24 protein-coding genes and 1 riboswitch are annotated in these 22,645 nt (G+C 72.7%); of the genes, 11 read left to right on the top strand and 13 right to left on the bottom strand.

Annotated features, from left to right (window positions below; all coding sequences use genetic code 11):
* Positions 1–176: 176 nt before the first annotated feature.
* Together ACGFMM_RS29925 and ACGFMM_RS29920 are read left to right on the top strand one after the other, a co-directional pair.
* Positions 177–791: a DUF4126 domain-containing protein gene (locus tag ACGFMM_RS29925; RefSeq protein ID WP_393649588.1), complete on the top strand. Its 615-nt coding sequence runs from the start codon at positions 177–179 to the stop codon at positions 789–791.
* A gap of 30 nt (positions 792–821) precedes the next feature.
* Positions 822–2,240 carry a phytoene desaturase family protein gene (locus tag ACGFMM_RS29920; RefSeq protein ID WP_393649587.1) on the top strand — a complete coding sequence of 473 codons (1,419 nt, stop codon included), beginning with the start codon at positions 822–824 and terminating at the stop codon, positions 2,238–2,240.
* On the opposite strand, the gene ACGFMM_RS29915 is transcribed toward ACGFMM_RS29920, so the two are convergent.
* From ACGFMM_RS29915 to ACGFMM_RS29895, 5 genes are all read right to left on the bottom strand, one after another.
* Positions 2,234–3,055, bottom strand: coding sequence for a hypothetical protein (locus ACGFMM_RS29915; protein WP_393649586.1), 822 nt, complete (start codon positions 3,053–3,055; stop codon positions 2,234–2,236). The genes ACGFMM_RS29920 and ACGFMM_RS29915 overlap by 7 nt on opposite strands.
* Positions 3,056–3,109: 54 nt before the next feature.
* On the bottom strand, positions 3,110–4,027 hold the full coding sequence (gene metF, locus ACGFMM_RS29910; protein ID WP_393649585.1) for a methylenetetrahydrofolate reductase [NAD(P)H]: 918 nt from the start codon (positions 4,025–4,027) through the stop codon (positions 3,110–3,112).
* Between the two features lie 127 nt (positions 4,028–4,154).
* Entirely contained in the window at positions 4,155–4,817 is a 663-nt protein-coding gene (gene thiE, locus ACGFMM_RS29905; RefSeq protein ID WP_393649584.1) for a thiamine phosphate synthase, read from the bottom strand.
* A gap of 83 nt (positions 4,818–4,900) precedes the next feature.
* Positions 4,901–5,266 (bottom strand): Rv2175c family DNA-binding protein, encoded by a 366-nt coding sequence (locus ACGFMM_RS29900; RefSeq protein ID WP_393649583.1) that lies wholly within the window; start codon positions 5,264–5,266, stop codon positions 4,901–4,903.
* Positions 5,267–5,308: 42 nt separating this feature from the next.
* Positions 5,309–6,547, bottom strand: a complete 1,239-nt coding sequence (locus ACGFMM_RS29895) for an NAD(P)/FAD-dependent oxidoreductase (RefSeq protein ID WP_393649582.1) — start codon at positions 6,545–6,547, stop codon at positions 5,309–5,311.
* 61 nt (positions 6,548–6,608) lie between these two features.
* Positions 6,609–6,720: riboswitch (TPP riboswitch) on the top strand.
* Between ACGFMM_RS29895 and thiO the strand changes: the two genes are divergently transcribed.
* The 6 genes from thiO (at position 6,718) to ACGFMM_RS29865 (ending at position 12,416) form a co-directional block, all read left to right on the top strand.
* Positions 6,718–7,887 carry a glycine oxidase ThiO gene (gene thiO / locus ACGFMM_RS29890; protein ID WP_393649581.1) on the top strand — a complete coding sequence of 390 codons (1,170 nt, stop codon included), beginning with the start codon at positions 6,718–6,720 and terminating at the stop codon, positions 7,885–7,887. Its footprint overlaps the riboswitch before it by 3 nt.
* Positions 7,884–8,084 (top strand): sulfur carrier protein ThiS, encoded by a 201-nt coding sequence (gene thiS / locus ACGFMM_RS29885; protein ID WP_393649580.1) that lies wholly within the window; start codon positions 7,884–7,886, stop codon positions 8,082–8,084. Before thiO ends, thiS begins: the two co-directional genes overlap by 4 nt.
* A gap of 5 nt (positions 8,085–8,089) precedes the next feature.
* Positions 8,090–8,884 (top strand): thiazole synthase, encoded by a 795-nt coding sequence (locus ACGFMM_RS29880; RefSeq protein WP_393649579.1) that lies wholly within the window; start codon positions 8,090–8,092, stop codon positions 8,882–8,884.
* 100 nt (positions 8,885–8,984) lie between these two features.
* On the top strand, positions 8,985–10,916 hold the full coding sequence (gene pknB, locus ACGFMM_RS29875; protein ID WP_393649578.1) for a Stk1 family PASTA domain-containing Ser/Thr kinase: 1,932 nt from the start codon (positions 8,985–8,987) through the stop codon (positions 10,914–10,916).
* 6 nt (positions 10,917–10,922) lie between these two features.
* Positions 10,923–11,774, top strand: a complete 852-nt coding sequence (locus tag ACGFMM_RS29870; RefSeq protein ID WP_393649577.1) for a deoxyribonuclease IV — start codon at positions 10,923–10,925, stop codon at positions 11,772–11,774.
* A 96-nt stretch (positions 11,775–11,870) separates the two neighbouring features.
* Entirely contained in the window at positions 11,871–12,416 is a 546-nt protein-coding gene (locus ACGFMM_RS29865; RefSeq protein ID WP_393649576.1) for a DUF4396 domain-containing protein, read from the top strand.
* A gap of 21 nt (positions 12,417–12,437) precedes the next feature.
* Here the strand turns inward: ACGFMM_RS29865 and ACGFMM_RS29860 are convergent, their stop codons facing one another.
* Positions 12,438–13,070, bottom strand: a complete 633-nt coding sequence (locus ACGFMM_RS29860; protein ID WP_393649575.1) for a sulfite oxidase-like oxidoreductase — start codon at positions 13,068–13,070, stop codon at positions 12,438–12,440.
* Positions 13,071–13,234: 164 nt separating this feature from the next.
* Here ACGFMM_RS29860 and bfr point away from each other — a divergent pair, with 164 nt between their 5' ends.
* Complete coding sequence (gene bfr / locus ACGFMM_RS29855; protein ID WP_393649574.1) at positions 13,235–13,711, top strand: bacterioferritin; 477 nt, start codon at positions 13,235–13,237, stop codon at positions 13,709–13,711.
* A gap of 10 nt (positions 13,712–13,721) precedes the next feature.
* Here the strand turns inward: bfr and ACGFMM_RS29850 are convergent, their stop codons facing one another.
* Both ACGFMM_RS29850 and ACGFMM_RS29845 read right to left on the bottom strand, forming a co-directional pair.
* Entirely contained in the window at positions 13,722–13,967 is a 246-nt protein-coding gene (locus ACGFMM_RS29850) for a bacterioferritin-associated ferredoxin (RefSeq protein WP_393649573.1), read from the bottom strand.
* Positions 13,968–14,087: 120 nt separating this feature from the next.
* On the bottom strand, positions 14,088–15,440 hold the full coding sequence (locus ACGFMM_RS29845) for a class II 3-deoxy-7-phosphoheptulonate synthase (RefSeq protein WP_393649572.1): 1,353 nt from the start codon (positions 15,438–15,440) through the stop codon (positions 14,088–14,090).
* A 92-nt stretch (positions 15,441–15,532) separates the two neighbouring features.
* Between ACGFMM_RS29845 and ACGFMM_RS29840 the strand changes: the two genes are divergently transcribed.
* Positions 15,533–15,589 (top strand): trp operon leader peptide, encoded by a 57-nt coding sequence (locus ACGFMM_RS29840; protein ID WP_078513512.1) that lies wholly within the window; start codon positions 15,533–15,535, stop codon positions 15,587–15,589.
* 94 nt (positions 15,590–15,683) lie between these two features.
* Complete coding sequence (locus tag ACGFMM_RS29835) at positions 15,684–17,555, top strand: anthranilate synthase family protein (protein WP_393649571.1); 1,872 nt, start codon at positions 15,684–15,686, stop codon at positions 17,553–17,555.
* 9 nt (positions 17,556–17,564) lie between these two features.
* Here the strand turns inward: ACGFMM_RS29835 and ACGFMM_RS29830 are convergent, their stop codons facing one another.
* The 5 genes from ACGFMM_RS29830 to ACGFMM_RS29810 all read right to left on the bottom strand — a co-directional run bounded on the left by ACGFMM_RS29830 (position 17,565) and on the right by ACGFMM_RS29810 (position 22,542).
* A complete protein-coding gene (locus tag ACGFMM_RS29830) occupies positions 17,565–18,581 on the bottom strand; it encodes a 2-hydroxyacid dehydrogenase (protein WP_393649570.1) in 1,017 nt (338 codons plus the stop codon).
* Between the two features lie 97 nt (positions 18,582–18,678).
* Entirely contained in the window at positions 18,679–19,707 is a 1,029-nt protein-coding gene (locus ACGFMM_RS29825; protein WP_393649569.1) for a 6-phosphofructokinase, read from the bottom strand.
* 144 nt (positions 19,708–19,851) lie between these two features.
* Positions 19,852–20,541: a response regulator gene (locus tag ACGFMM_RS29820; protein WP_393649568.1), complete on the bottom strand. Its 690-nt coding sequence runs from the start codon at positions 20,539–20,541 to the stop codon at positions 19,852–19,854.
* Positions 20,538–21,770 carry a MacS family sensor histidine kinase gene (gene macS / locus ACGFMM_RS29815; RefSeq protein WP_393649567.1) on the bottom strand — a complete coding sequence of 411 codons (1,233 nt, stop codon included), beginning with the start codon at positions 21,768–21,770 and terminating at the stop codon, positions 20,538–20,540. The genes ACGFMM_RS29820 and macS overlap by 4 nt, the downstream gene beginning before the upstream one ends.
* Before the next feature lie 40 nt (positions 21,771–21,810).
* Positions 21,811–22,542, bottom strand: coding sequence for a lysophospholipid acyltransferase family protein (locus tag ACGFMM_RS29810; protein ID WP_393649606.1), 732 nt, complete (start codon positions 22,540–22,542; stop codon positions 21,811–21,813).
* Positions 22,543–22,645: the final 103 nt, after the last annotated feature.

Below are 22,645 nucleotides of genomic sequence, written 5' to 3'. Positions count from 1 at the left end.
CCGCCGCCCCGTGCCGGCGGTCCGGGCCCGCGCCCCTTCCGTGGGCTCCACTCTTCCGTCCGGGCAGGCCGGGGCCCATCCGCACGGCTACTCAACCGGGCGCCTGAGTAGCCGTACTCAGACGTCTGTACGGATACTCGCCCGCGCCGCCGTCCCGGCTGGATACGATCATGCGCGTGTCCGTACTTCCTCTGGTCTTCACCAGCGGCTGGGCGACGGGGATCAACGCGTACGCGGTGGTCCTCCTCCTCGGCCTCTTCGGCGTGACCGGCGTCTCCGACGAGGTGCCCGCCGCCCTGCAGCGCACCGACGTCCTCGTGGCGGCCGGCGTCCTCTTCCTGATCGAGGCGGTGGCGGACAAGGTCCCGTACGTCGACTCCGTCTGGGACTCCGTGCACACGGTCGTCCGGCCGATCGCCGGAGCGGTCGTGGGCGCCCTGCTCGCCGGCGAGAGCGGCTCGCTGCCCGAGGTGGCGGCCGCGGCCGTCGGAGGCTCGACGGCGCTGATGAGCCACCTGGTCAAGGCGGGCACCCGGATGGCGGTGAACACCTCGCCGGAGCCGGTCAGCAACATCGTGATCAGCATCGCGGAGGACCTCGGCGTCGCCGGGCTCGTCACCTTCGCCATATTCCACCCGGTGGCGGCGGCGTCCATCGCCGCGACCCTGCTGATCGCCGGCCTGGCGACCGTGCTGTTCCTGATCTCCCGGATCCGCCGCTTCCGGCGCCGGCGAGCCGCGCTCCGCGAGGAGAAAAGGCTGGCCAGAGCGGGCATGGCACCGCCCGGCTGACCGTCCGCGGCAGCGGATAAAGTCGCCCGCATGGCACGAATCGCAGTGATCGGGGCGGGACTGGGCGCGATGGCCGCCGCGGCGCGGCTGGCCGTCGCCGGCCACCGGGTGACGGTGTACGAGCGGACGGACACGTACGGCGGGGCCGTGGGCCGCTTCGAGCGGGACGGCTTCGCCTTCGACACCGGCCCCGGGCTGCTGCATCTTCCCGCGGTCTACCGCGACCTGTTCGTGAAGACCGGCAAGGAGCCCCTGGAGCGCTGCGTCGGGCTCACCGAGGTCGACCCGGCGAGCCGTCACCTCTTCGCCGACGGCACGTCCGTGGACCTGCCGAACGCCTCCCGCGCCGGCACCGTCACCGCCCTGGACGCGGCGCTCGGCGCGGGCGCGGGGATGCGCTGGGGCGACTTCCTGGTGCGCGCCCGGGAGGCCTGGGACCGCACCCGCCGGCCGCTCCTGGAGGAGCCGCAGCCCGAGGACGTCTCGGTGTACGCCCGCGAGCCGTACCCGGCCCCGAAGCCGGGCCTGCTGCGCCGGCCGACGACCACACTCGCCCAGATCGGCGCGCGGGAGCTGCGCGACCCGCGCCTGGTGGCGCTCCTCGACTCGTACGCCGCGGCCTACGGCTTCGATCCGGCGACCGCCCCGGCCTCGGCCGCGGTGCTGCCGTACATGGAGCAGACCTTCGGCAGCTGGTACGTGGCCGGGGGCCTGCGTGCGCTGGCGACCGCGGTGTATGAGCGGTGCCTGCAGCGGCGGGTGGAGTTCGTGTTCGGGGCCGAGGTCACCGACGTGCCGGTGAAGGACGGCCGGGCGGCCGGCGTCGGCCTGGCCGACGGAACCGTCGTCGACGCGGACCATGTCGTCGCGGGCGCGCCCGTGCCGGCGCTCGTCCGGGACGGGGTCGTGGCGCGGGGGCCGCGCCACCAGTCCCCCGGCACCGGCCGGGTCGTCCTCTGCCTCGCGCTGCGCGGCGGCCGGGAGCCGGGCGCGGCGCACCGCACGGTGGTGCACGCGGCGGGCGGGCGGCCCACGGTGACGGTGCTGCGGCCCGGGGACCCGGCGCTGGTCCCGGACGGGGAGCACGAGTCGGTGACGGTCACGGCGACCGTGCCGACGGCCCCGGAGCACGAGGGGGCGGCGTACGCGGGGCCGTTGCTTGAGGCGGCGGAGCGGGCGGTGCCGGGGCTGCGCGAGCGGCTGCTCCGGCAGGAGGTCAGGACCCCGCGGGACACCCTGCGTCAGACCGGGGCGGCCGAGGTGCCGGGCCCGGCGCTGGCGGGCGGCGGGGGCAGGCTGCTGCCCGCCGCCAACCTCTCGCCGCTGCCCGGCCTGTACTTCGCGGGCGGCTGGGCGCACCCGGGCGGCGGGCTCGCCCATGCGGGCATGTCGGGCGCGCTGGTGGCGGGCCTGATCGTGGAGGGCGCGGGCTTCCGCGGCTCTCAGTAGCGGTACTGCTGCTGGTCCTGGTCGTAGTAGCCGTACTGCGGGGGCTGCTGCGGCTGCGGGGGCTGCTGGGGGTACGGCGGCTGCTCGCCGTCGCGCTGCTGCGGCACCCACACGCCGCCGGGCGGGGTGTCGTAGCTGTACGGGGCGGCGTACGGGTCGGGCTGGCCCTGCCCGCCCTGCTGGCCGTAGTCGTAGGCGGCGTACTGCTGGTCGGTGCCGGGGCCGATGTACGGGTCGGAGTAGGCGGCGTACTGCTGCTGAGCGCCGGCGCCGTAGTCGTACCCGGCGGCCTGGCCGTAGCCGGGCTGGTCGTAGCCGGGCTGCTGGTAGGCGTCGTAGCCGCCGTACTGCGGCTGCCCCTGGCCATGACCCTGGCCCTGGTCGTACGAGGTGTCGTAGATGCCGTACTGGCCGGTGTCGTCGGGCATCGGCTCCGGCTCGTACACGGCCGCGCCCTCGCCCGGCTCGGGCTCGGCGGGCTCGTAGGCGAGCTCGGTGACCTCCAGCTGGGGGCCGCGGTCGGCGGGCGGGCCGGACTTGCGGCGGCGGCTCGCGCCCGGGCTGCCGCCGAGCGCCCAGCCGGTGGAGAAGCCGCGGCGGTACGACAGCGTCACGTAGATCTGGCCGACGGCGAACGCCAGCGCGCCGAAGACGATCACCGCCACCGACGGCAGCAGTACGCCCAGTACGACCAGCAGGAAGCCGCCGAAGGCCAGCAGCCGCCAGCGCAGCCGTGCCTTGTACTGGAGCAGGACCTCACCGAGCAGCCACAGCGCGACGACTCCGAACGCGATGTAGAGGACCGTCCACCCCATGCCCGCCCGCCCCTCTCCTACGGAGTACGCCGCGGGTCGGGGCGGGTACGCCGGTCACGACTGCTCGTGCAGTCCGAGATTCTCGTAGATCTCGAGCGTCGCGGTCGAGTTGTTCAGCGTGATGAAGTGCAGCCCCGGGACACCCTCGGACAGCAGCCGCGCGCAGAACTCGGTCGCGAACTCGATACCGATGGAGCGTACAGCGGCGGGATCGTCCCTGACGGCGAGCATCCGCTCTTTCACGTCCGCGGGGAAGACCGCGTTGCTCAGCTGGGGCAGCCGGTCGAGGGTCTTCGCGGTCACAACGGGCATGACCTCGGGGATGATCGGGGTCTCGCAGCCCGCCCGCTCGGCGCTGTCACGCAGCCGCAGATATTTCTCCGGATCGAAAAACATCTGGGTGATCGCGTAGTCCGCGCCGGCGCGGCACTTGTCCACGAAGTGCCGGATGTCCGTGTCCCAGTCGGTGGAGCGGGGGTGCATCTCGGGGAAGGCCGCGACGCCGACGCAGAAGTCCCCGGACTCCTTGATCAGCCGCACCAGGTCGGCCGCGTACCGGACGCCCTCGGGGTGCTCGACCCACTCGCCCAGCGGATCGCCGGCCGGGTCGCCGCGCAGCGCGAGCATGTTCCGGATGCCGGCGTCCGCATACTGACCCAGCACGTTCCGCAGTTCGGCCACCGAATGGTCGACGGCGGTGAGGTGGGCGACGGGGGTGAGGATGGTGTCGGCGGCGATCTCGTGGGTGGTCTTGACGGTGCCGACGCGGGTGGTGCCGCCGGCGCCGTAGGTCACCGAGACGAAGCTCGGGCCGACCGCCTCGACGCGCCGCAGCGCGTTCCACAGGCTCCGCTCGCCCTTCTCGGTCCGGGGCGCGTAGAACTCGAAGGAGTACGACGTCTTGCCGGACGCGAGGATCTCGCGGACCGTGCGGGCGCGGTCGGAGCGGGTCGAAGCGGTTCCCAGTGCCATAGGGGCAGGTTAGACAAGGTCTATGCGCGGGCGAAGCGACGTCCACGAACTGGACACCTTTTTGGACACCCGTGTTCTCCCCGGGTTCCTCCGTACGGGTCTGGACACGCTCGCGGCCCGTACGCGGCTAGACGCGCTCGCGGACCCGCTTGGCCAGGTCGGCGGCGGCCGCACCCGGATCGTCGGCCTCGGTGACCGCCCGGACGACCACGATCCGGCGGGCACCGGCGTCCAGCACCTCGTCCAGGTTCCCGGCGTCGATGCCGCCGATGGCGAACCACGGCCGGTCCTGGGCGAGCCCCGCCGTGTACCGCACCAGGTCGAGGCCCGGGGCGTACCGGCCCGGCTTGGTCGGGGTGGGCCAGCAGGGGCCGGTGCAGAAGTAGTCGACGCCGGGCTCGACGGCCGCGGCGGCGGCCTCGGACTCGGCGTGGCAGGAGCGGCCGATCAGCACTCCCTCGCCGAGGATCGCGCGGGCGGCGGGCACCGGCAGGTCGCCCTGGCCGAGGTGGAGCACGTCGGAGCCGATGGCGTGGGCGACGTCGGCCCGGTCGTTCACCGCGAGCAGCTTGCCGTGCCGGCGGCAGGCGTCGGCGAACACGGCGAGGTGCTCCAGCTCCTCGCCGGCCTCCATGCCCTTGTCGCGGAGCTGGACGATGTCCACGCCGGAGGAGAGCACGGCGTCGAGGAACGCGGGCAGGTCTCCCTGGCGCTTGCGGGCGTCCGTGCACAGGTAGAGCCGGGCGTCGGACAGCAGGGTGTCCGACAGCTGGGCATGAGGCGTGGACATGAGGCGTTCCCCCCGGGTGGTGCGGCGGTGCGCGGGGCGGGCGGACCCGTCCCGTGCACCGCCTGTCGGATCCTGCGGTTGCGTCAGACGGCGAGCGCCTGGGCGCGGCGCTTCACCTCGGTGCCGCGATTCTCGCTCAGCGCCTGCGCGGGCGTGCCCGGCAGGGTCGGGTCCGGAGTGAAGAGCCACTCCAGCATCTCTTCGTCGGTGAAGCCGTCGTCCTTCAGGAGCGTCAGGGTGCCGCTGAGGCCCTTGACGACCCGGTCGCCGTCGATGAAGGCGGCCGGCACCTGAAGCGCCTTGTTCTCTCCACGGCGCACGGCGATGAGCTGGCCCTCCTTGACCAGCTGGCGCACGCGCGTCACCTCGACGTCGAGCATTTCCGCGATGTCGGGGAGGTAGAGCCAGGCAGGGACGAGAGCATCGATCTTTGCGTCAATCTCGGTCACGGGACAAGCCTGCCATCCAGGACCGACAGCCGGTAGTCGGGCCTACCGGAGTGCGGCCTTCAGAGGGACAGCCGGGTCCGCGGCGCGCTCCCGGTCGACCGGACTGCCCGCCTCGATCAGCCTGCGCCCCTGGGCGAGGTCCCGGGGGCGGCCGACGGCGAGCAGGGCCACCGGCACGTCGTCGCGCAGCCACAGCACCGACCAGGCGGCGTCGCCGGGCGCGCCGCGCCACAGCAGGGCGTCGGCGTGGGCGTGGTGTCCCGCGTACTGGACGAAGCGGCCGAACTGCTCGGACCAGAAGTACGGCACCGGGTCGTACGCGGGCGCGGCCGCGGGCCCGCCGGTGATCGCGGCGGCGACCGTGCGCGGGCCCTGCAGGGCGTTGTCCCAGTGGTGGACGAGCAGCCGCTCGCCGTAGCGGGCGGAGGGGAACGAGGCGCAGTCGCCGACCGCGTACACGTCGGGCAGGGAGGTGCGCAGCCGGTCGTCGGCGGTGACGGAGCCGTCCGGGCCCAGCGCGATGCCGGAGCCGGCGAGCCACTCGGTGGCGGGGCGGGCGCCGATGCCGACGACGACGGCGTCGGCGGGCAGCCTGCGGCCGTCGGCGAGCCGGACCTCGCCGGGGGCGAGCCGCTCGACGCGGGCGCCGGTGACGAGTGCGGCGCCGCTCTCGGCGTACCAGGCGGCCATCGGCTCCGCGACCTCGGCGGGCAGGGCCCCGGCGAGCGGCCGGCCGGCGGCCTCGACGACGGTGACGGCGCAGCCGGCCTCGCGGGCGGCGGTGGCGAACTCGGCGCCGATCCAGCCGGCGCCGACCACGACGATGTCGTGCCGGCGCTCCAGGACGGGCTTGAGGCGGGCGGCGTCGTCGAGGGTGCGCAGCAGGTGGACGCCGGGGACGCCCTCGGAGCCGGGCAGGGTGACCGGGTACGCGCCGGTGGCGAGGACGAGCACGTCGTACGGGACGGGGCCGGCCTCGGTGTCGACCTCGCGGTCCCCGGCGCGCAGCCCGGTGGCCTCGACGCCGAGGCGGAGTTCGACGCCGAGGGACTCGAAGTCGACGTCGAAGGCGGAGTCCTCGGCCTTGCCGAGGAGCACGGCCTTGGACAGCGGCGGCCGGTCGTACGGCTGGTGGGGCTCGGCGCCGATGAGGACGACCGGTCCGGTGAATCCCTGTTCGCGCAGGGCCACGGCGGTCTGGACTCCGGCCATCCCGGCGCCGACGACGACCACGCGCCGCTGCGGCGCCTGCTGCTGTGTCTGCTCCCGCTGCTCGCTCACCCGTCCACCTTACGCACCTGACGATCCGTCAGGAACCCGTGGGCTAGTCTGGCCGTCAACGTAGAGCACACGCGGGAGCCCGGACGCACCGGGCTGAGAGGGAGGCTGGCGGCCTCCGACCGTACGAACCTGATCCGGGTCATGCCGGCGAAGGGAGGGGCTGGACGCCCATGCACGCACGTACGAATGCGGACGTCCTCGTCGTCGGGGGCGGGATCGTCGGGCTGGTCACGGCCTGGCGCGCGGCGCAGCGCGGACTGCGCACCGCGGTCGCCGATCCGGAACCCGGAGGCGGGGCCGCGCGGGTCGCGGCCGGGATGCTGGCCGCGGTCACCGAACTCCACTACGGCGAGGAGACGCTGCTCGGCCTCAACCTCGCCTCCGCACGCCGCTATCCGCGGTTCGTCGCCGAACTCGCCGACGCCACCGGCCTGGACGTCGGCCACCGCGCCTGCGGCACCCTCGCGGTGGCCCTCGACGCCGACGACCGTGCGCACCTGCGCGAACTGCACGCGCTGCAGACGCGCTGCGGCCTGGAGTCGGTGTGGCTCAGCGGACGGGAGTGCCGCCGCCTGGAGCCGATGCTCGCGCCCGGGGTGCGGGGCGGGCTGCGGGTCGACGGGGACCACCAGGTGGACCCGCGACGGCTCGCCGACGCGCTGCTCGTCGCCTGCGAGCGGGCCGGGGTGGTGTTCCACCGGGCCTGGGCGGAGCGGCTGACCGTCGTACGCGACCGGGCGGCGGGGGTCGTCCTGGACGACGGCACCCCGCTCGCCGCGGACCAGGTGGTGCTGGCCGGCGGCAGCCTGAGCGGGCGGCTCGCGGGGGTGCCCGAGGACGTGCTCCCGCCGGTGCGGCCGGTGAAGGGGCAGGTGCTGCGGCTGACGGTGCCGCCGGCGTACGCGCCGTTCCTGTCCCGGACGGTGCGGGCGGTGGTGCGGGGCAGCCAGGTGTATCTGGTGCCGCGGGAGAACGGCGAGCTGGTGATCGGCGCGACCAGCGAGGAGCTGGGCTGGGACACCACGGTGACCGCGGGCGGCGTGTACGAGCTGCTGCGCGACGCGCACGAGCTGGTGCCGGGGCTGACCGAGCTGCCGCTGACCGAGACCCGGGCGGGACTGCGCCCCGGCTCCCCCGACAACGCGCCGCTGCTGGGCGCGACCGCCCTGCCGGGGCTGCTGCTCGCCACCGGGCACTACCGCAACGGGGTGCTGCTGACCCCCGTCACGGGCGACGTGATGGCCGAGATCCTGGCCACCGGGACGGCGCCGGAGGAGGCGCGCCCGTTCAGTCCCCGCCGTTTCTCCCCTTCGACCGTGCGTCAGGAGCAGCCCGTATGAACGTGTCCGTGAACGGCGAGCCCCGCGCGCTCCCCGCCCCCCTCTCCCTCGACGCGCTGGTCGCGACGCTGACGGCGGCGGCGTCGGGGGTCGCGGCGGCGGTGAACGAGACGGTGGTGCCGAGGAGCGAGTGGCCGGCGACGGTCCTCGCGGAGGGCGACCGCGTGGAGATCCTCACCGCGGTCCAGGGAGGCTGAGGACGATGGCGGACGACACGCTGGTACTCGGCGGCGCCGAGTTCACCTCCCGTCTGATCATGGGCACGGGCGGGGCCCCCAGCCTGGACGTGCTGGAGCGCGCGCTGGTGGCGAGCGGCACGGAGCTGACCACGGTGGCGATGCGTCGCCTGGACCCCACGGTGCAGGGCTCGGTGCTGTCCGTGCTGACCCGCCTGGGCATCAAGGTGCTGCCGAACACGGCGGGCTGCTACACGGCCGGCGAGGCGGTCCTGACGGCGCGGCTGGCACGGGAGGCGCTGGGCACGGACTGGATCAAGCTGGAGGTCGTGGCGGACGAGCGGACGCTGCTGCCGGACGGCGAGGAACTGTTGGCCGCGGCGGAGACGCTGGTCGACGACGGTTTCACCGTCCTCCCGTACACCAACGACGACCCGGTCCTCGCGCGCAAGCTGGAGGACGCGGGCTGCGCGGCGATCATGCCGCTCGGCTCGCCCATCGGCTCCGGCCTGGGCATCCGCAACCCGCACAACTTCGAACTGATCGTGGAGCGCGCGGGCGTCCCGGTGATCCTCGACGCCGGCGCGGGCACGGCGTCCGACGCGGCGCTGGCGATGGAGCTGGGCTGCGCGGCGGTGATGCTGGCGTCGGCGGTGACCAGGGCCCAGGACCCGGTGCGGATGGCCAGGGCGATGCGCCTGGCCGTGGAGTCCGGCCGACTGGCCCACGGCGCGGGCCGGATCCCCCGGCGCCACTTCGCCGAGGCGTCCTCCCCCGTCGACGGCCGCGCCCGCCTGGACCCCGAACGCCCCGCGTTCTGACCGGGGCCCCGCGGCGACGGCGGGGCTCCTGCGTCACAGGTGCGCTGCAGTGCACGGCGTACGGGCCGGGCAGGGTCCCGGGCCTCGTAGACTCGGGCGCGTGGATACGACGCTCAGGGACCCGCTCGTCGGGCAGCTGCTCGACGGCCGGTACCGCATCGACGCGCGTATCGCCGTCGGCGGCATGGCCACCGTGTACCGCGCCCTCGACACCCGTCTGGACCGCGTGCTCGCCCTCAAGGTCATGCACCCGGAGCTCGCCGCGGACGCCAGCTTCGTCGAGCGGTTCATCCGGGAGGCCAAGTCCGCCGCCCGCCTCGACCACCCGAACGTGGTCGGCGTCTTCGACCAGGGCGCGGACGGCGCGTACGTGTACCTCGCCATGGAGTACGTCGCCGGCTGCACCCTGCGCGACGTGCTCCGCGAGCGCGGCGCCCTCCAGCCGCGCGCCGCGCTCGACGTCCTGGAGCCCGTGCTCGCCGCGCTCGGCGCCGCGCACCGCGCCGGCTTCGTGCACCGCGACATGAAGCCGGAGAACGTCCTCATAGGGGACGACGGCCGGGTCAAGGTCGCCGACTTCGGTCTCGTCCGCGCCATCGGCTCCACCACCAACACCACCGGCACCGTCCTCGGCACCGTCTCCTACCTGGCGCCCGAGCAGATCGAGCACGGCACCGCCGACACCCGCGCCGACGTCTACGCCTGCGGCGTCGTCCTGTACGAGATGCTGACCGGCGGCAAGCCGCACACCGGCGACACCCCCGCCCAGGTCCTCTACCAGCACCTGAACACCGACGTCCCCGCGCCGTCCGCCGCCGTCCCCGGGCTCGCCCTGGACCTGGACGAGCTGGTCGCGAGCGCCACCGCCCGCAACCCCGACGTCCGCCCGTACGACGCCGTCGCCCTGCTCGCGCAGGCCCGCTGGGCTCGCGTGGCCCTCAGCGACGAACAGCTGGACCTCGTCCCGCCGCGGGCCCGCGCGAAGCAGGAGCCGGGGGACGCCACGGACGCCCCGGAGGACGTGGCCACCGACTCGCGCACCACCGTCATCCCGCGGCCCTCCGCCACCTCCCGCCTCGCCGTCCCCGCGGCGGAGGACCCGGCCCCGGAGCCCACCCCCGCGCAGCGTCCCGCGCCCGCCGGCGCCCTGCGCCGCCGGGGCCCGCTCGTCGCGGTCCTCGCCGTACTGCTGCTCCTCGGCGCCGGCTCCGGCGTCTGGTACATCAACTCCGGCCAGTTCACCCGCGTCCCCAGCGTCCTCGGCCGCACCGAGGCCCAGGCGACGAAGCGGCTGACCGACGCCGGCCTGGACGTCTCCGCCACCGAGCGCGCCTTCAGCGACACGTACGCCCGCGGCACCGTCATGGCCACCGACCCGGCCCCCGGCGACCGCATCCGCGGCAACGGCTCCGTCCGGCTCACCCTTTCCCGCGGCCCCGAGATCGTGAAGGTGCCCAACCTCAAGGGCGAGCCGCTCGCCGAGGCGAAGAAGCTGCTGGTCCGCGACGGTCTGGTCCCCGGCGTGGTCAGCCGCGCGTTCAGCGACGACATCCCGCAGGGCGCGGTGATCCGCACCGACCCCGAGCCCGGCACCGAGCGCCGCCCCGACTCCGCCGTCGCCCTGGTCGTCAGCCGGGGCGTCCCGATCGACGTCCCGGACGTCACCGGCGACGCCTCCGCCGACGCCACCACCACGCTCAAGGACGCCGGTCTGAAGGTCCAGGTCGCCCCCGAGCGGGTGCACTCCCCGCTCGCCGCCGGCACGGTCGCCGCCCAGTCCCTCGCCGAGGGCAGCCGGGCCGCGAAGGGCGACACCATCGTCCTGACCGTCTCCAAGGGCCCGCGCATGGTCGCCGTCCCCGACGTCACCGGCAAGGACGTGGACGCGGCCCGCACGGCCCTGGAGGGTGCGGGCTTCCAGGTCAAGATCGAGCGGGAGTTCCCGTTCCTCGGCAAGACCGTAAAGAGCCAGTCGGCCACCGGGACCGCCGCCGAGGGCAGCACGATCACCCTCAAGATCAAGGGAATCTAGAGACCCATGCGCAACCCCGTCGGCGGCCATGTCCCCGTGGCCGGCGGCCTCGCCAAGGTCGGTCTGGGATATGCCCGCGAGCTGCGCGCCGAGACCGTCCAGGTCTTCGTCGCCAACCCGCGCGGCTGGGCCACCCCGACCGGCGACCCGGCGCAGGACGAGCTGTTCCGCGCCCAGTGCGAGGCCGAGGACATACCCGCGTACGTGCACGCCCCGTACCTGATCAACTTCGGCTCGCACACCGAGGCCACCGTCGACCGCTCCGTCGAGTCCCTGCGGCACTCGCTGCGCCGCGGCCGCGCGATCGGCGCGCTCGGCGTCGTCGTGCACACCGGCTCGGCCACCGGCGGCCGCCCGCGCGCCGAGGCGCTGGCGCAGGTACGGGAGCGGATGCTGCCGCTGCTCGACGAGCTGACGCACGACGACGACCCGTTCCTGCTCCTTGAGTCCACGGCCGGCCAGGGCTTCTCGCTCTGCTCGCGCACCTGGGACTTCGGCCCGTACTTCGACGCGCTCGACCACCACCCCAAGCTGGGCGTCTGCCTCGACACCTGCCACATATTCGCCGCCGGGCACGACCTGGCCGGCCCGCACGGCATGACGCAGACCCTGGACCTGCTGGTGGAGACCGTCGGCGAGGGACGGCTGAAACTGATCCACGCCAACGACTCCCAGGACGTCGTCGGGGCGCACAAGGACCGGCACGCCAACATCGGCGCGGGCAACATCGGCGCCGAGCCGTTCCGCGAGCTCATGAAGCACCCGGCCACCGAGAACGTGCCGCTGATCATCGAGACGCCGGGCGGGAAGGAAGGCCATGCGGCCGACATCGCGCGGCTGAAGGAGCTGCGCGACTGATCCCGCCACGCCCTCGATCCGCCTTGAGGGAATACCCCTGGGGGGTATACGGTTCTTGCTGAGGCAGGAACCGTTACCGGACGTTGGGGGCCACTCATGCAGCACGACGCGCACGCACACCACCAGCACCACGAGGGGCACGACGCGGGGCACCACGAGGGGCATCACGCAGGGCACGACGCCCACACCGCGCACGCGGCCGGCGGCGCCTCCTGGGCGATGGCGGCGAAGGCGACGCTGCACTGCCTCACCGGCTGCGCCATCGGCGAGGTCCTCGGCATGATCATCGGTACCGCCCTGGGCTGGGGAAACGCGCCCACCATGATCCTGGCGATCGCCTTGGCGTTCGTCTTCGGCTACTCGCTCACCCTCTGGGCGGTCAAGCGGGCCGGACTGAGCCTGAAGGCAGCGATCGGCGTCGCGCTCGCCGCCGACACCCTCTCCATCACCGTGATGGAGATCGTCGACAACGGCATCCTGCTGATGATCCCCGGCGCGATGGACGCACACCTGGACGACGCCCTCTTCTGGGGCGCCCTCGCCTTCGCGTTCCTGATCGCGTTCCTGATCACCACCCCGGTCAACAAGTGGCTGATCGGCCGCGGCAAGGGCCACGCGGTGGTGCACCAGTACCACCACTGACCGCCCGCCCCGTGGGCCGGGTCAGAGCTCCGGGCCGTCGCCCGGCTCCTCCTGGTAGGAGTAGCGCTGCTCGGTCCACGGGTCGCCGAGGTTGTGGTAACCCCGCTCCTCCCAGAAACCCCGCCGGTCCGCGGTCATGTACTCCACGCCGCGGACCCACTTGGGCCCCTTCCAGGCGTACAGGTGCGGCACGATCAGCCGCAGCGGGAAGCCGTGCTCGGCGGTGAGCAGTTCACCGTCCTTGTGCGTGGCGAAAATCGTGCGGTCGGAGTCGAAGTCCGACAGCCGCAGATTGGCGCTGAAGCCGTACTCGGCCCAGACCATCACATGGGAGACGTTCGGCGCCGGCGGAGCGAGTTCGAGGATCGTCCGGGCGGGCACCCCGCCCCATTCGGCCCCCACCATGCTGAACTTCGTGACGCAGTGCAGATCGCCCACCACCGTGGAGAACGGCAGGGCCGAGAACTCCTCGTGGTTCCAGCACCGCTTCTCACCGTCGGCCGTCGCGCCGAAGACCCGGAACTCCCAGCGGTCCGGCTTGAAACGCGGCACCGGACCGTAGTGGGTGACCGGCCAGCCGCGCTGCAGTCGCTGCCCCGGCGGAAGATCCACCTGCCCCGCTTCCCGGTGTTCTCCGCTCTCCGGCTGACCCATGTCCACCATGGTGACAGACCGGGAGGGGTGGTCATGACCAGGGCACCCTTGAATGGGACAACTCCCACTAAGCCTGCACTTACTGGACGACCCCCGGTCGTGGTGCAAGGATGCGGCCATCCTGCCCAGTCACGACAGAGACATGCGTGGAAGGAGCCGCTGCGATGCAGGGCGACGCCGAGGTCCTCGAGTTCCTCAACGAGCAGCTGACCGGTGAGCTGACAGCCATCAACCAGTACTGGCTGCACTACCGCATCCAGGACAACAAGGGCTGGACGAAGCTCGCGAAGTACACCCGCGAAGAGTCCATCGACGAGATGAAGCACGCGGACAAGCTGACCGAGCGCATCCTGATGCTCGACGGCCTGCCCAACTACCAGCGGCTCTTCCACGTACGCGTCGGCCAGACCGTCAAGGAGATGTTCGAGGCGGACCGGCAGGTCGAGGTCGAGGCGATCGACCGGCTCAAGCGCGGCATCGAGGTGATGCGCGCCAAGAACGACATCACGTCCGCCAACCTCTTCGAGGAGATCCTGGCCGACGAGGAGCACCACATCGACTATCTCGACACCCAGCTGGAGCTGATCGAGAGCCTCGGCGAGGCGCTGTACCTCTCGACGCTGATCGAGCAGCCGAGCTAGCCGTTCGGGATCAGGCGGCTTCGGAGAGGTCCTCAGGGGCCGACGCCAGGGCCGGCAGCCCCTGCTCCACCAGGTCCCGTCGCGGGCAGGCGCCGCGCCCGAGGATGGCCTGGATGCGTCGTACACACGAGCCGCAGTCGGTTCCGGCCTTGCAGGCGGAGGCGATCTGGCGAGGGGTGCAGGCGCCCGCGTCCGCGTGCTCCTTGACCTGCTTCTCCGTCACGCCGAAGCACGAGCAGACGTACACGCGGTTCACCTCCTGCCGGGATCGATAAGGCTAACCTAACCTTACCCGGCGACCCGCAGGTGTAAAGACCGGAAATGACTGTGGGGCGCGGATCACATGGATCCGCGCCCCATCGTCATAGGAAGCTACCTACTGATCGCGGTACATCTCCGCGACCAGGAACGCCAGGTCCAGCGACTGGCTGCGGTTGAGCCGCGGGTCGCAGGCCGTCTCGTAGCGCTGGTGCAGATCGTCGACGAAGATCTCGTCGCCGCCGCCCACGCACTCCGTGACGTCGTCGCCGGTCAGCTCCACGTGGATGCCGCCCGGGTGGGTGCCCAGCTCCTTGTGGACCTCGAAGAAGCCCTTGACCTCGTCGAGCACGTCGTCGAAGCGGCGGGTCTTGTGGCCGGAGGCCGCCTCGAAGGTGTTGCCGTGCATCGGGTCGGTCACCCAGGCGACGACCGCGCCGGAGGCGGTGACCTTCTCGACCAGCTCCGGGAGCTTGTCCCGGACCTTGTCGGCGCCCATGCGGACGATGAAGGTCAGCCGGCCCGGCTCGCGGTCCGGGTCGAGCCGGTCGATGTACGTGAGCGCGTCGTCGACCGAGGTCGTCGGGCCCAGCTTGATACCGATCGGGTTCGCGATCTGCGAGGCGAACTCGATGTGGGCGTGGTCCAGCTGGCGGGTGCGCTCACCGATCCAGACCATGTGGCCGGAGGTGTCGTACAGCTTGCCGGTACGCGAGTCGGTACGCGTCAGGGCGCCCTCGTAGTCGAGCAGCAGCGCCTCGTGGGAGGCGTAGAACTCGACCGCACGGAACTCGGCCGGGTCGGTGCCGCAGGCCTTCATGAAGTTCAGCGCGTTGTCGATCTCGCGCGCCAGCTGCTCGTAGCGCTGGCCCGACGGGGACGACTTCACGAAGTCCTGGTTCCAGGCGTGCACCTGGCGCAGGTCGGCGTAGCCGCCGGTGGTGAAGGCGCGCACCAGGTTGAGCGTCGAGGCGGACGCGTTGTACATCCGCTTCAGGCGCTCGGGGTCCGGGACGCGGGCCTTCTCGTTGAAGTCGAAGCCGTTGACGGAGTCGCCCCGGTAGGTCGGCAGCGTCACGCCGTCACGGGTCTCGGTCCCCTTGGAGCGCGGCTTGGAGTACTGGCCCGCGATCCGGCCGACCTTCACGACGGGCACGGAGGCCGCGTAGGTGAGGACGGCGGACATCTGGAGCAGCGTCTTGAGCTTGGCCCGGATGTGGTCGGCCGACACGGCGTCGAAGGCCTCGGCGCAGTCGCCGCCCTGGAGCAGGAACGCCTCGCCACGGGCGACGGCTCCCATCCGGGCGCGCAGCTGGTCGCACTCGCCCGCGAAGACGAGCGGAGGATACGACTCGAGGTCCGCGATCACATCGCGCAGAGCCTCGGCATCGGGGTACTCGGGCTGCTGCGCCGCGGGCAGGTCTCGCCAGGTCGCCTTGGCGACGGCGTGGGAATCAGCGTTCACGGTCACGCATCCCACAGTACGTGTCGAATTGCTCCGTCCACGCCAGTGACCGATGGATGAGACGGACGTGACTCGAATCATGCGTTACGATCGCCCCCATGTTCGCGCAGACGACCCAGAACTGGTGGTGGACCGCTCATCCGGCGGCCCACTGACTGCGCGTACCCGAGACACACGCGAAGGCCGCCCGAGGGGCGGCCTTCTTCGTTTTCCGGCCGTTCCTCCCCTCCCACGGAAGGAACGCATCGCATGGACCTGTCCCGTCTGCTGGACGACTCCTGCCCCCCGTTCGCGCTGCTGCGCCGGCGCACCCCGGGTCGTGACCACGACACCGTCGAGGTGCTGATCGGCGCCGTGCACGAGGCCGAGCGGCTCGCCGAGCTGCCGGTACGGGAGCTGCCGACGCTGGCGCTCGTGCCGTTCCGGCAGATCCGCGAGCGCGGCTTCGACGTGCGCGACGACGGCACGCCGCTGTCGGTGCTGGTCGCCGAGGAGGCGTACGAGCTGCCTCTCGCCGAGGCGCTGGCGCAGCTGCCCGCGCACGACGTGCGGGTCGAGGGCGGCGGGTTCGACGTCTCCGACGACGAGTACGGCCGGATCGTGCGCCGGGTGATCGACGACGAGATCGGCGCGGGCGAGGGCGCGAACTTCGTGATCCGCCGGACGTACACCGGGGAGATCCCGGGCTTCGGGCGGGCCGACGCGCTCGCCCTGTTCCGGCGGCTGCTCGCGGGCGAGCGGGGCGCGTACTGGACGTTCGTCGTGCACACCGGGGAGCGGACGCTGGTCGGGGCGAGCCCGGAGGTCCACGTCCGGATGTCCGGCGGGACGGTCGTCATGAACCCGATCAGCGGGACGTACCGCTACCCGGCCGGGGCCGCGCCGACGCCGGAGGACCTGCTGGACTTCCTCGCCGACCGCAAGGAGCGCGACGAGCTCTCCATGGTGGTCGACGAGGAGCTGAAGATGATGTGCACGGTCGGGGACATGGGCGGGGTGGTGATCGGGCCCCGGCTCAAGGAGATGGCGCACCTCGCCCACACGGAGTACGAGCTGCGCGGGCGTTCGTCGCTCGACGTGCGGGAGGTGCTGAGGGAGACCATGTTCGCGGCGACGGTCACGGGATCGCCGGTGCAGAACGCCTGCCGGGTGATCGAGCGGCACGAAGTCGGCGGGCGCGGGTACTACGCGGGGGCGCTGGCGCTGCTCGGGACGGACGCGAGCGGGGCGCAGACCCTGGACTCCCCCATCCTGATCCGCACGGCGGACATCGCGCCGGACGGGACGCTGCGGGTGCCCGTCGGGGCGACGCTCGTCCGGCACTCCGACCCGGCGTCCGAGGTCGCCGAGACCCACGCCAAGGCGGCGGGTGTGCTGGCCGCGCTGGGGGTGCGGCCGGGTCGGCCGGCCGGCGGGTCCGGGGCCGTACCGCCGCGGCTTGCCGACGATCCGCGGGTGCGGGCCGCGCTGGACGCCCGGCGGGCGGACCTGGCGCCGTTCTGGCTGAAGATGCAGGTCAGGTCCGCGGCGCTGGACGGCCATGCGCTGGTGGTCGACGCGGAGGACACGTTCACCGCGATGCTGGCGCACCTGCTGCGCTCCTCCGGTCTGGAGGTCTCGGTGCTGCGGTACGACGAGCCGGGCCTGCGGGAACTGGCCCTGGCGCACGAGGGCCCGGTGGTACTCGGCCCGGGACCGGGGGATCCGGGCGACGCGGCGGACCCGAAGATGCGGTTCCTGCGCCGGCTGACCGCGGAGCTGGTACGGAGCCACCGGCACGGCCTTCTCGGCGTCTGCCTGGGCCATGAGCTGATCGCGGCGGAGCTGGGCCTGGAGCTGGTCCGCAAGCGGACGCCGTTCCAGGGGGCGCAGGTGCGGATCGACCTGTTCGGCCAGGAGCAGACGGTCGGCTTCTACAACAGCTTCACCGCCCGCTGCGACGACCGCACGGCCGCCGAGCTGGCGATGCACCGCATCGAGGTGAGCCGCGACGGGGCGACGGACGAGGTCCACGCGCTGCGCGGCCCGGGGTTCGCGGGCGTGCAGTTCCACCCGGAGTCGGTGCTGACGATGGACGGGGCGGCGCTGACCGCCTCGCTGCTGGCCGGCGTGCTCGTCTAGCGCGCTCGTCTAGTCGTCGCCCTCCTGGACGACGGCGGTCGGGACCAGGACGTTCTCGCTGCGGCGGCCCGCGGCGTAGTCGAGGACGTTCTGGAGGGTGGTGTCGACGATCTGGCCGACCGCTTCCAGGGTGTAGTACGCCTGGTGCGAGGTGACCAGCACGTTCGGGAAGGTGACGAGCCGGGCCAGGGTGTCGTCCTCGACGACTTCCAGGGACTTGTCGAGGAAGAACAGCCCGGCCTCCGCCTCGTACACGTCGAGGCCCACGCCGGTGAAGCGGCCCGCGCGCAGTTCGCCGACGAGGGCCTCGGTGTCGACGAGGCCGCCGCGGCTGGAGTTCACCAGGATCGCGTCGTCCTTCATGCTCCTCAGCGCGGCGGCGTCGAGCAGGTGCCGGGTGGCCGGCGTCAGCGGTACGTGCAGGCTGACCACGTCGGACTCGGCCAGCAGCCGGTCCTTGTCCACGTACTTCATGCCGAGCCCGACGCAGACGGGGTTCTCGTGGAGGTCCCAGCCGAGCAGGTTCATGCCGAAGCCGTGGGCGATCCGGGTGAACGCCTCGCCGATCCTGCCGGTGCCGAGCACGCCGACGGTGCGGCCGCGCAGGTCGCGGCCCATCAGCCCGTCGAGCCGGAAGTCGAAGTCGCGGGTGCGGCCGGCGGCGCGGACGATCCGGCGGTTGACCGCCATCGCCAGCGTCCAGGCGAACTCGGCGACGGAGTACGGCGAGTAGTGCGAGACCCGGGCGACGGTCAGGCCCAGCCGCTGGGCGACGCCGAGGTCGATGTTGTTGAAGCCGGTGGAGCGCTGGGCGATGAGCTTGGTGCCGCCGCCGGCCAGGATGCGCAGGACGCGGGCGTTCAGGTCGGCGTTGACGCTGGTGGAGATCGCCTCGTGGCCGGCGGCGATGGGGGCGGTGTCCTCGGTGAGGAAGAGGTCGAGGCAGCGGACCTCGTGGTGCCCCGCGAACGCCTTCTCGAGGAGCGGCTTCTCGTCGGCCTGCACTCCGAACGCCAGGATCTCCACGGAGCACCTCCGGGGTTTTGCCGGGTTTGTCTGGTCACCCGCGAATATACGGCCCCTGCGCAGGCGGCGCTCGGACGTCAGCGGACGTCGGCGGACGTCAGCCGAAGAAGACGCCGGCCTCCGCGTAGAGCTCCGGGTCGACCGTCTTGAGCCTGGCCGTGGCCTCGGCGATGGGGACGCGCACGATGTCGGTACCGCGCAGGGCGACCATCTTCCCGAAGTCGCCGTCCCGGACCGCGTCGATGGCGTGCAGCCCGAAGCGGGTGGCGAGCCAGCGGTCGAAGGCGCTGGGCGTGCCGCCGCGCTGGACGTGGCCGAGCACGGTCGTCCGGGCCTCCTTGCCGGTGCGCCGCTCGATCTCCCGGGCCAGCCACTCGCCGACCCCGGAGAGCCGGACGTGCCCGAAGGAGTCGAGCGAGCCGTCCTTGAGGACCACGTCGCCGTCCTTCGGCATGGCGCCCTCCGCGACCACGACGATCGGCGCGTACGTGGCCCGGAACCGGGACTCCACCCAGGCGCAGACCTGCTCGACGTCGAAGCGCTGCTCGGGGACGAGGATGACGTTGGCCCCGCCGGCCAGGCCGGAGTGCAGGGCGATCCAGCCGGCGTGCCGGCCCATGACCTCGACGACGAGGACCCGCATATGGGACTCGGCGGTGGTGTGCAGCCGGTCGATGGCCTCGGTGGCGATGCCGACGGCGGTGTCGAAGCCGAAGGTGTAGTCGGTGGCGGAGAGGTCGTTGTCGATGGTCTTCGGCACGCCGACGCAGGGCACCCCGTACTCGTCGGAGAGCGTGGCCGCGACGCCGAGGGTGTCCTCGCCGCCGATCGCGATCAGGGCGTCGACCTCGGCCTTGGCGAGGTTCTCCTTGATCCGGCGGACGCCGTGCTCGGCGCGGAGCGGGTTGGTCCGCGAGGAGCCGAGGATGGTGCCGCCGCGGGGCAGGATGCCGCGGACGGCGGGGATGTCGAGCGGTACGACGTGGCCCTCGAGCGGGCCGCGCCAGCCGTCCTTGAAGCCGGTGAAGTCGTAGCCGTACTCCTGGACGCCCTTGCGGACGATGGCGCGGATGACCGCGTTGAGGCCGGGGCAGTCGCCGCCGCCGGTCAGTACTCCGACCCGCATGGAAGTTCCCTTCGCCGTCGTGGGGGACGTGTGCGGGTCAGGCTAGTGTGACCCGCATCACCCCGGACACGGGGCGAAAGGTGAATTCCGGGCGAGCGGACGGGAGTTGACCGCTTCAACTTCACTCTTTCGAGTGAAACACCGTCAGGCGTCGTCCAGGCCGCGCTCGATGGCGTACCGGACCAGCTCGACCCGGTTGTGCAGTTGGAGCTTGCCGAGGGTGTTCTGGACGTGGTTCTGCACGGTCCGGTGCGAGATCACCAGACGCTCGGCGATCTGCTTGTAGCTCAGGCCCTTGGCGACCAGCCGGAGCACCTCCGTCTCCCGCTCGGTGAGCTGCGGGGCCTTCGGCTCGTCCCGGCCGCCCTCGGCCGGGGCCGGCTCGGAGGCGAGCCGGCGGTACTCGCCGAGGACCAGGCCGGCCAGGCCCGGGGTGAAGACCGGGTCGCCGACGGCGGTGCGGCGCACCGCGTCGAGCAGCTCCTCGGTGGAGGCCGACTTGAGCAGGTACCCGGTGGCGCCGGACTTCACCGCCTCCAGGACGTCGGCGTGCTCGCCGCTCGCGGAGAGCACCAGGACCCGCAGCTTCGGGTCGGCGCCGACGAGCTCCTTGCACACCTGGACGCCCGGCTTGGCGGGCAGGTTGAGGTCGAGGACGAGGACGTCGGGGGCGGCCGCGTGGGCCCGGCGGACCGCCTGCTCGCCGTCGCCGGCGGTGGCGACGACGTCGAAGCCGTTCTCCGCGAGGTCGCGGGCGACCGCGTCCCGCCACATCGGGTGGTCGTCGACCACCATGACCCTGATCTGCTGTTGCTGCTCGCTCGCCGTGCTCATCGTCCTCGTCCTGCCTTCCCCCGCGCGTTCCCGGGAACCCGTGGAACCTTCAGTTCGACTTCCGTGCCCTGGCCCGGGACCGAGACCAGCTCGGCGGCGCCGCCGAGGTCCCGCAGCCGCCCCCGGATGGACAGGGCCACACCCATCCGGCCCTCGCCCTCGGCCTGGGCGAGCCGCCCCTCGGGGATGCCCGGACCGTCGTCCCGGACGGTGACGATCACCTCGTCCGGCCAGTCCTCGACGAGGATCCACGCGCGGGCGTCCGGTCCGGCGTGCCGCTCGACATTGTCCAGGGCGGCGCCGACGGCGGCGGCCAGCTCCCGGGCCGCGGGCGGCGGAAGCAGCACCGGGGCACCCGGGTCGGCCAGGCTGACCTTCGCCCCGGCGCGCGGGGCGAGCAGGGCGCGCAGGTCGACCGGCTCGGCGTCGCCCTCCTCGTCCGGCACCTCGACGACCCGGACGACGGCGCCCTCGGACTCGTCCTCGGAAGCCCGCGAGGGCCGGTCGAGCCCGCCCGCGACCAGGGTGCGCAGGGCGATCTCCTGCTCGCCGGCCATCCGGCCGAGCTCGGCCGCCTCGCCGCCGAGGGCGGTGCCGCGCCGCTGCACCATGGCGAGGACCTGGAGCACGCTGTCGTGGATGTCCCGGGCCAGGCGCTCCCGTTCGCGGGTGGCGGCCTCGATCTCCAGGGCGCGGGCGAGGGTGCGCTCGGAGGCGCGGGCGACCTCGACGACGTACCCGATGGCCACCGACGCCACCCACACCAGGAGCACGTTGTGCAGGGTGTCCAGGCTGGGCGTGCCGCGCTCGACGAGGTTGGCGGCGGCGACCAGCGAGGAGGCGAAGGCCGCCCAGCGCCAGCCGCCCTTGATCGCGTACGCGAGGACCGCGCCGGCGGTCCAGATGGACGGCAGCGTGGGGCCGTCGATCGTCTGCGCCTGCTCGTCGGCGAGCGGGGTGAGCAGGATGCCGGTCAGCGCGATGGTGAGGTCGACGGCCAGGAAGCGCTTGGTGCAGTGGGCCGCGCCGGACACCTTGGGCAGGGTGGCCAGCGTCCACACGCACATCACCGCGAGGAAGCCGACCGCCACCCAGGGGTGCTCGATGCGGTCCCGGCCGAACACGAACAGCAGGACCGCGTAGATCATCGTCAGGACGCGGTAGCCGGTGAGCGCACGCCACAGCGGCTGCTCGACCGACATGCGCACGACACGCTCGCGCTTGGCCATCTCCCCCACCCCCGACTCCCCCGAGGGGAGCTGTGCGCAACTACGCGCCGGACTCCTGCCGGGCCGCGATCTCTTCCTTCACGGCCTCCTTGGCCGCCTTCTCCGCCTCCGCGAGCTGCCGCTTGGCGGCGGTCGCGTAGATGTCGACGTACTCCTGCCCGGAGAGCTTCATGATCTCGTACATGACCTCGTCGGTCACCGAACGCAGGATGAAGCGGTCGCCCTCCATGCCCTGGTAGCGGCTGAAGTCCAGCGGCTTGCCGATCCGGATGCCCGGGCGCATCAGCTTGGGCACGACCTTGCCGGGCGGCTGGATCTTCTCGGTGTCGATCATCGCGACCGGGATCACCGGGGCGCCGGTGGCCAGCGCCACGCGGGCCAGGCCGCCGGGCTTGCCGCGGTAGAGCCGGCCGTCCGGGGAGCGGGTGCCCTCCGGGTAGATGCCGAACAGCTCGCCGCGCTCGATGACCTCGATACCGCTCTTGATCGCGGCCTCGCCGGCGCCGCGGCCGCCGGAGCGGTCCACCGGGAGCTGGCCGACGCCCTTGAAGAAGGCGGCGGTGAGCCTGCCCTTCACGCCCGGGCTGGTGAAGTACTCGGCCTTGGCGATGAAGGTGACCTTGCGGTCCAGGACCGCCGGCAGGAAGAACGAGTCGGAGAACGACAGGTGGTTGCTCGCCAGGATCGCCGGGCCCTCGGCGGGGATGTTCTCGAGGCCCTCCACCCAGGGCCTGAAGGCGAGCTTCAGCGACCCTCCGATGGAGAACTTCATTGCGCCGTAGATCAAGACGAGTGCCTCCTGTGTATCTGTCGATCAGACCTTAACCCGCGCGGCGCGGCGCTCCCCCGCACGGGGCCGCATCGGCCCTGGTCGG

This window comes from Streptomyces sp. NPDC048604 (genome assembly GCF_043199435.1).
Classification (GTDB): domain Bacteria; phylum Actinomycetota; class Actinomycetes; order Streptomycetales; family Streptomycetaceae; genus Streptomyces.
The sequence above is the reverse complement of the archived record's forward strand: the minus strand, read 5'-3'. Positions and strand labels throughout refer to the sequence as shown.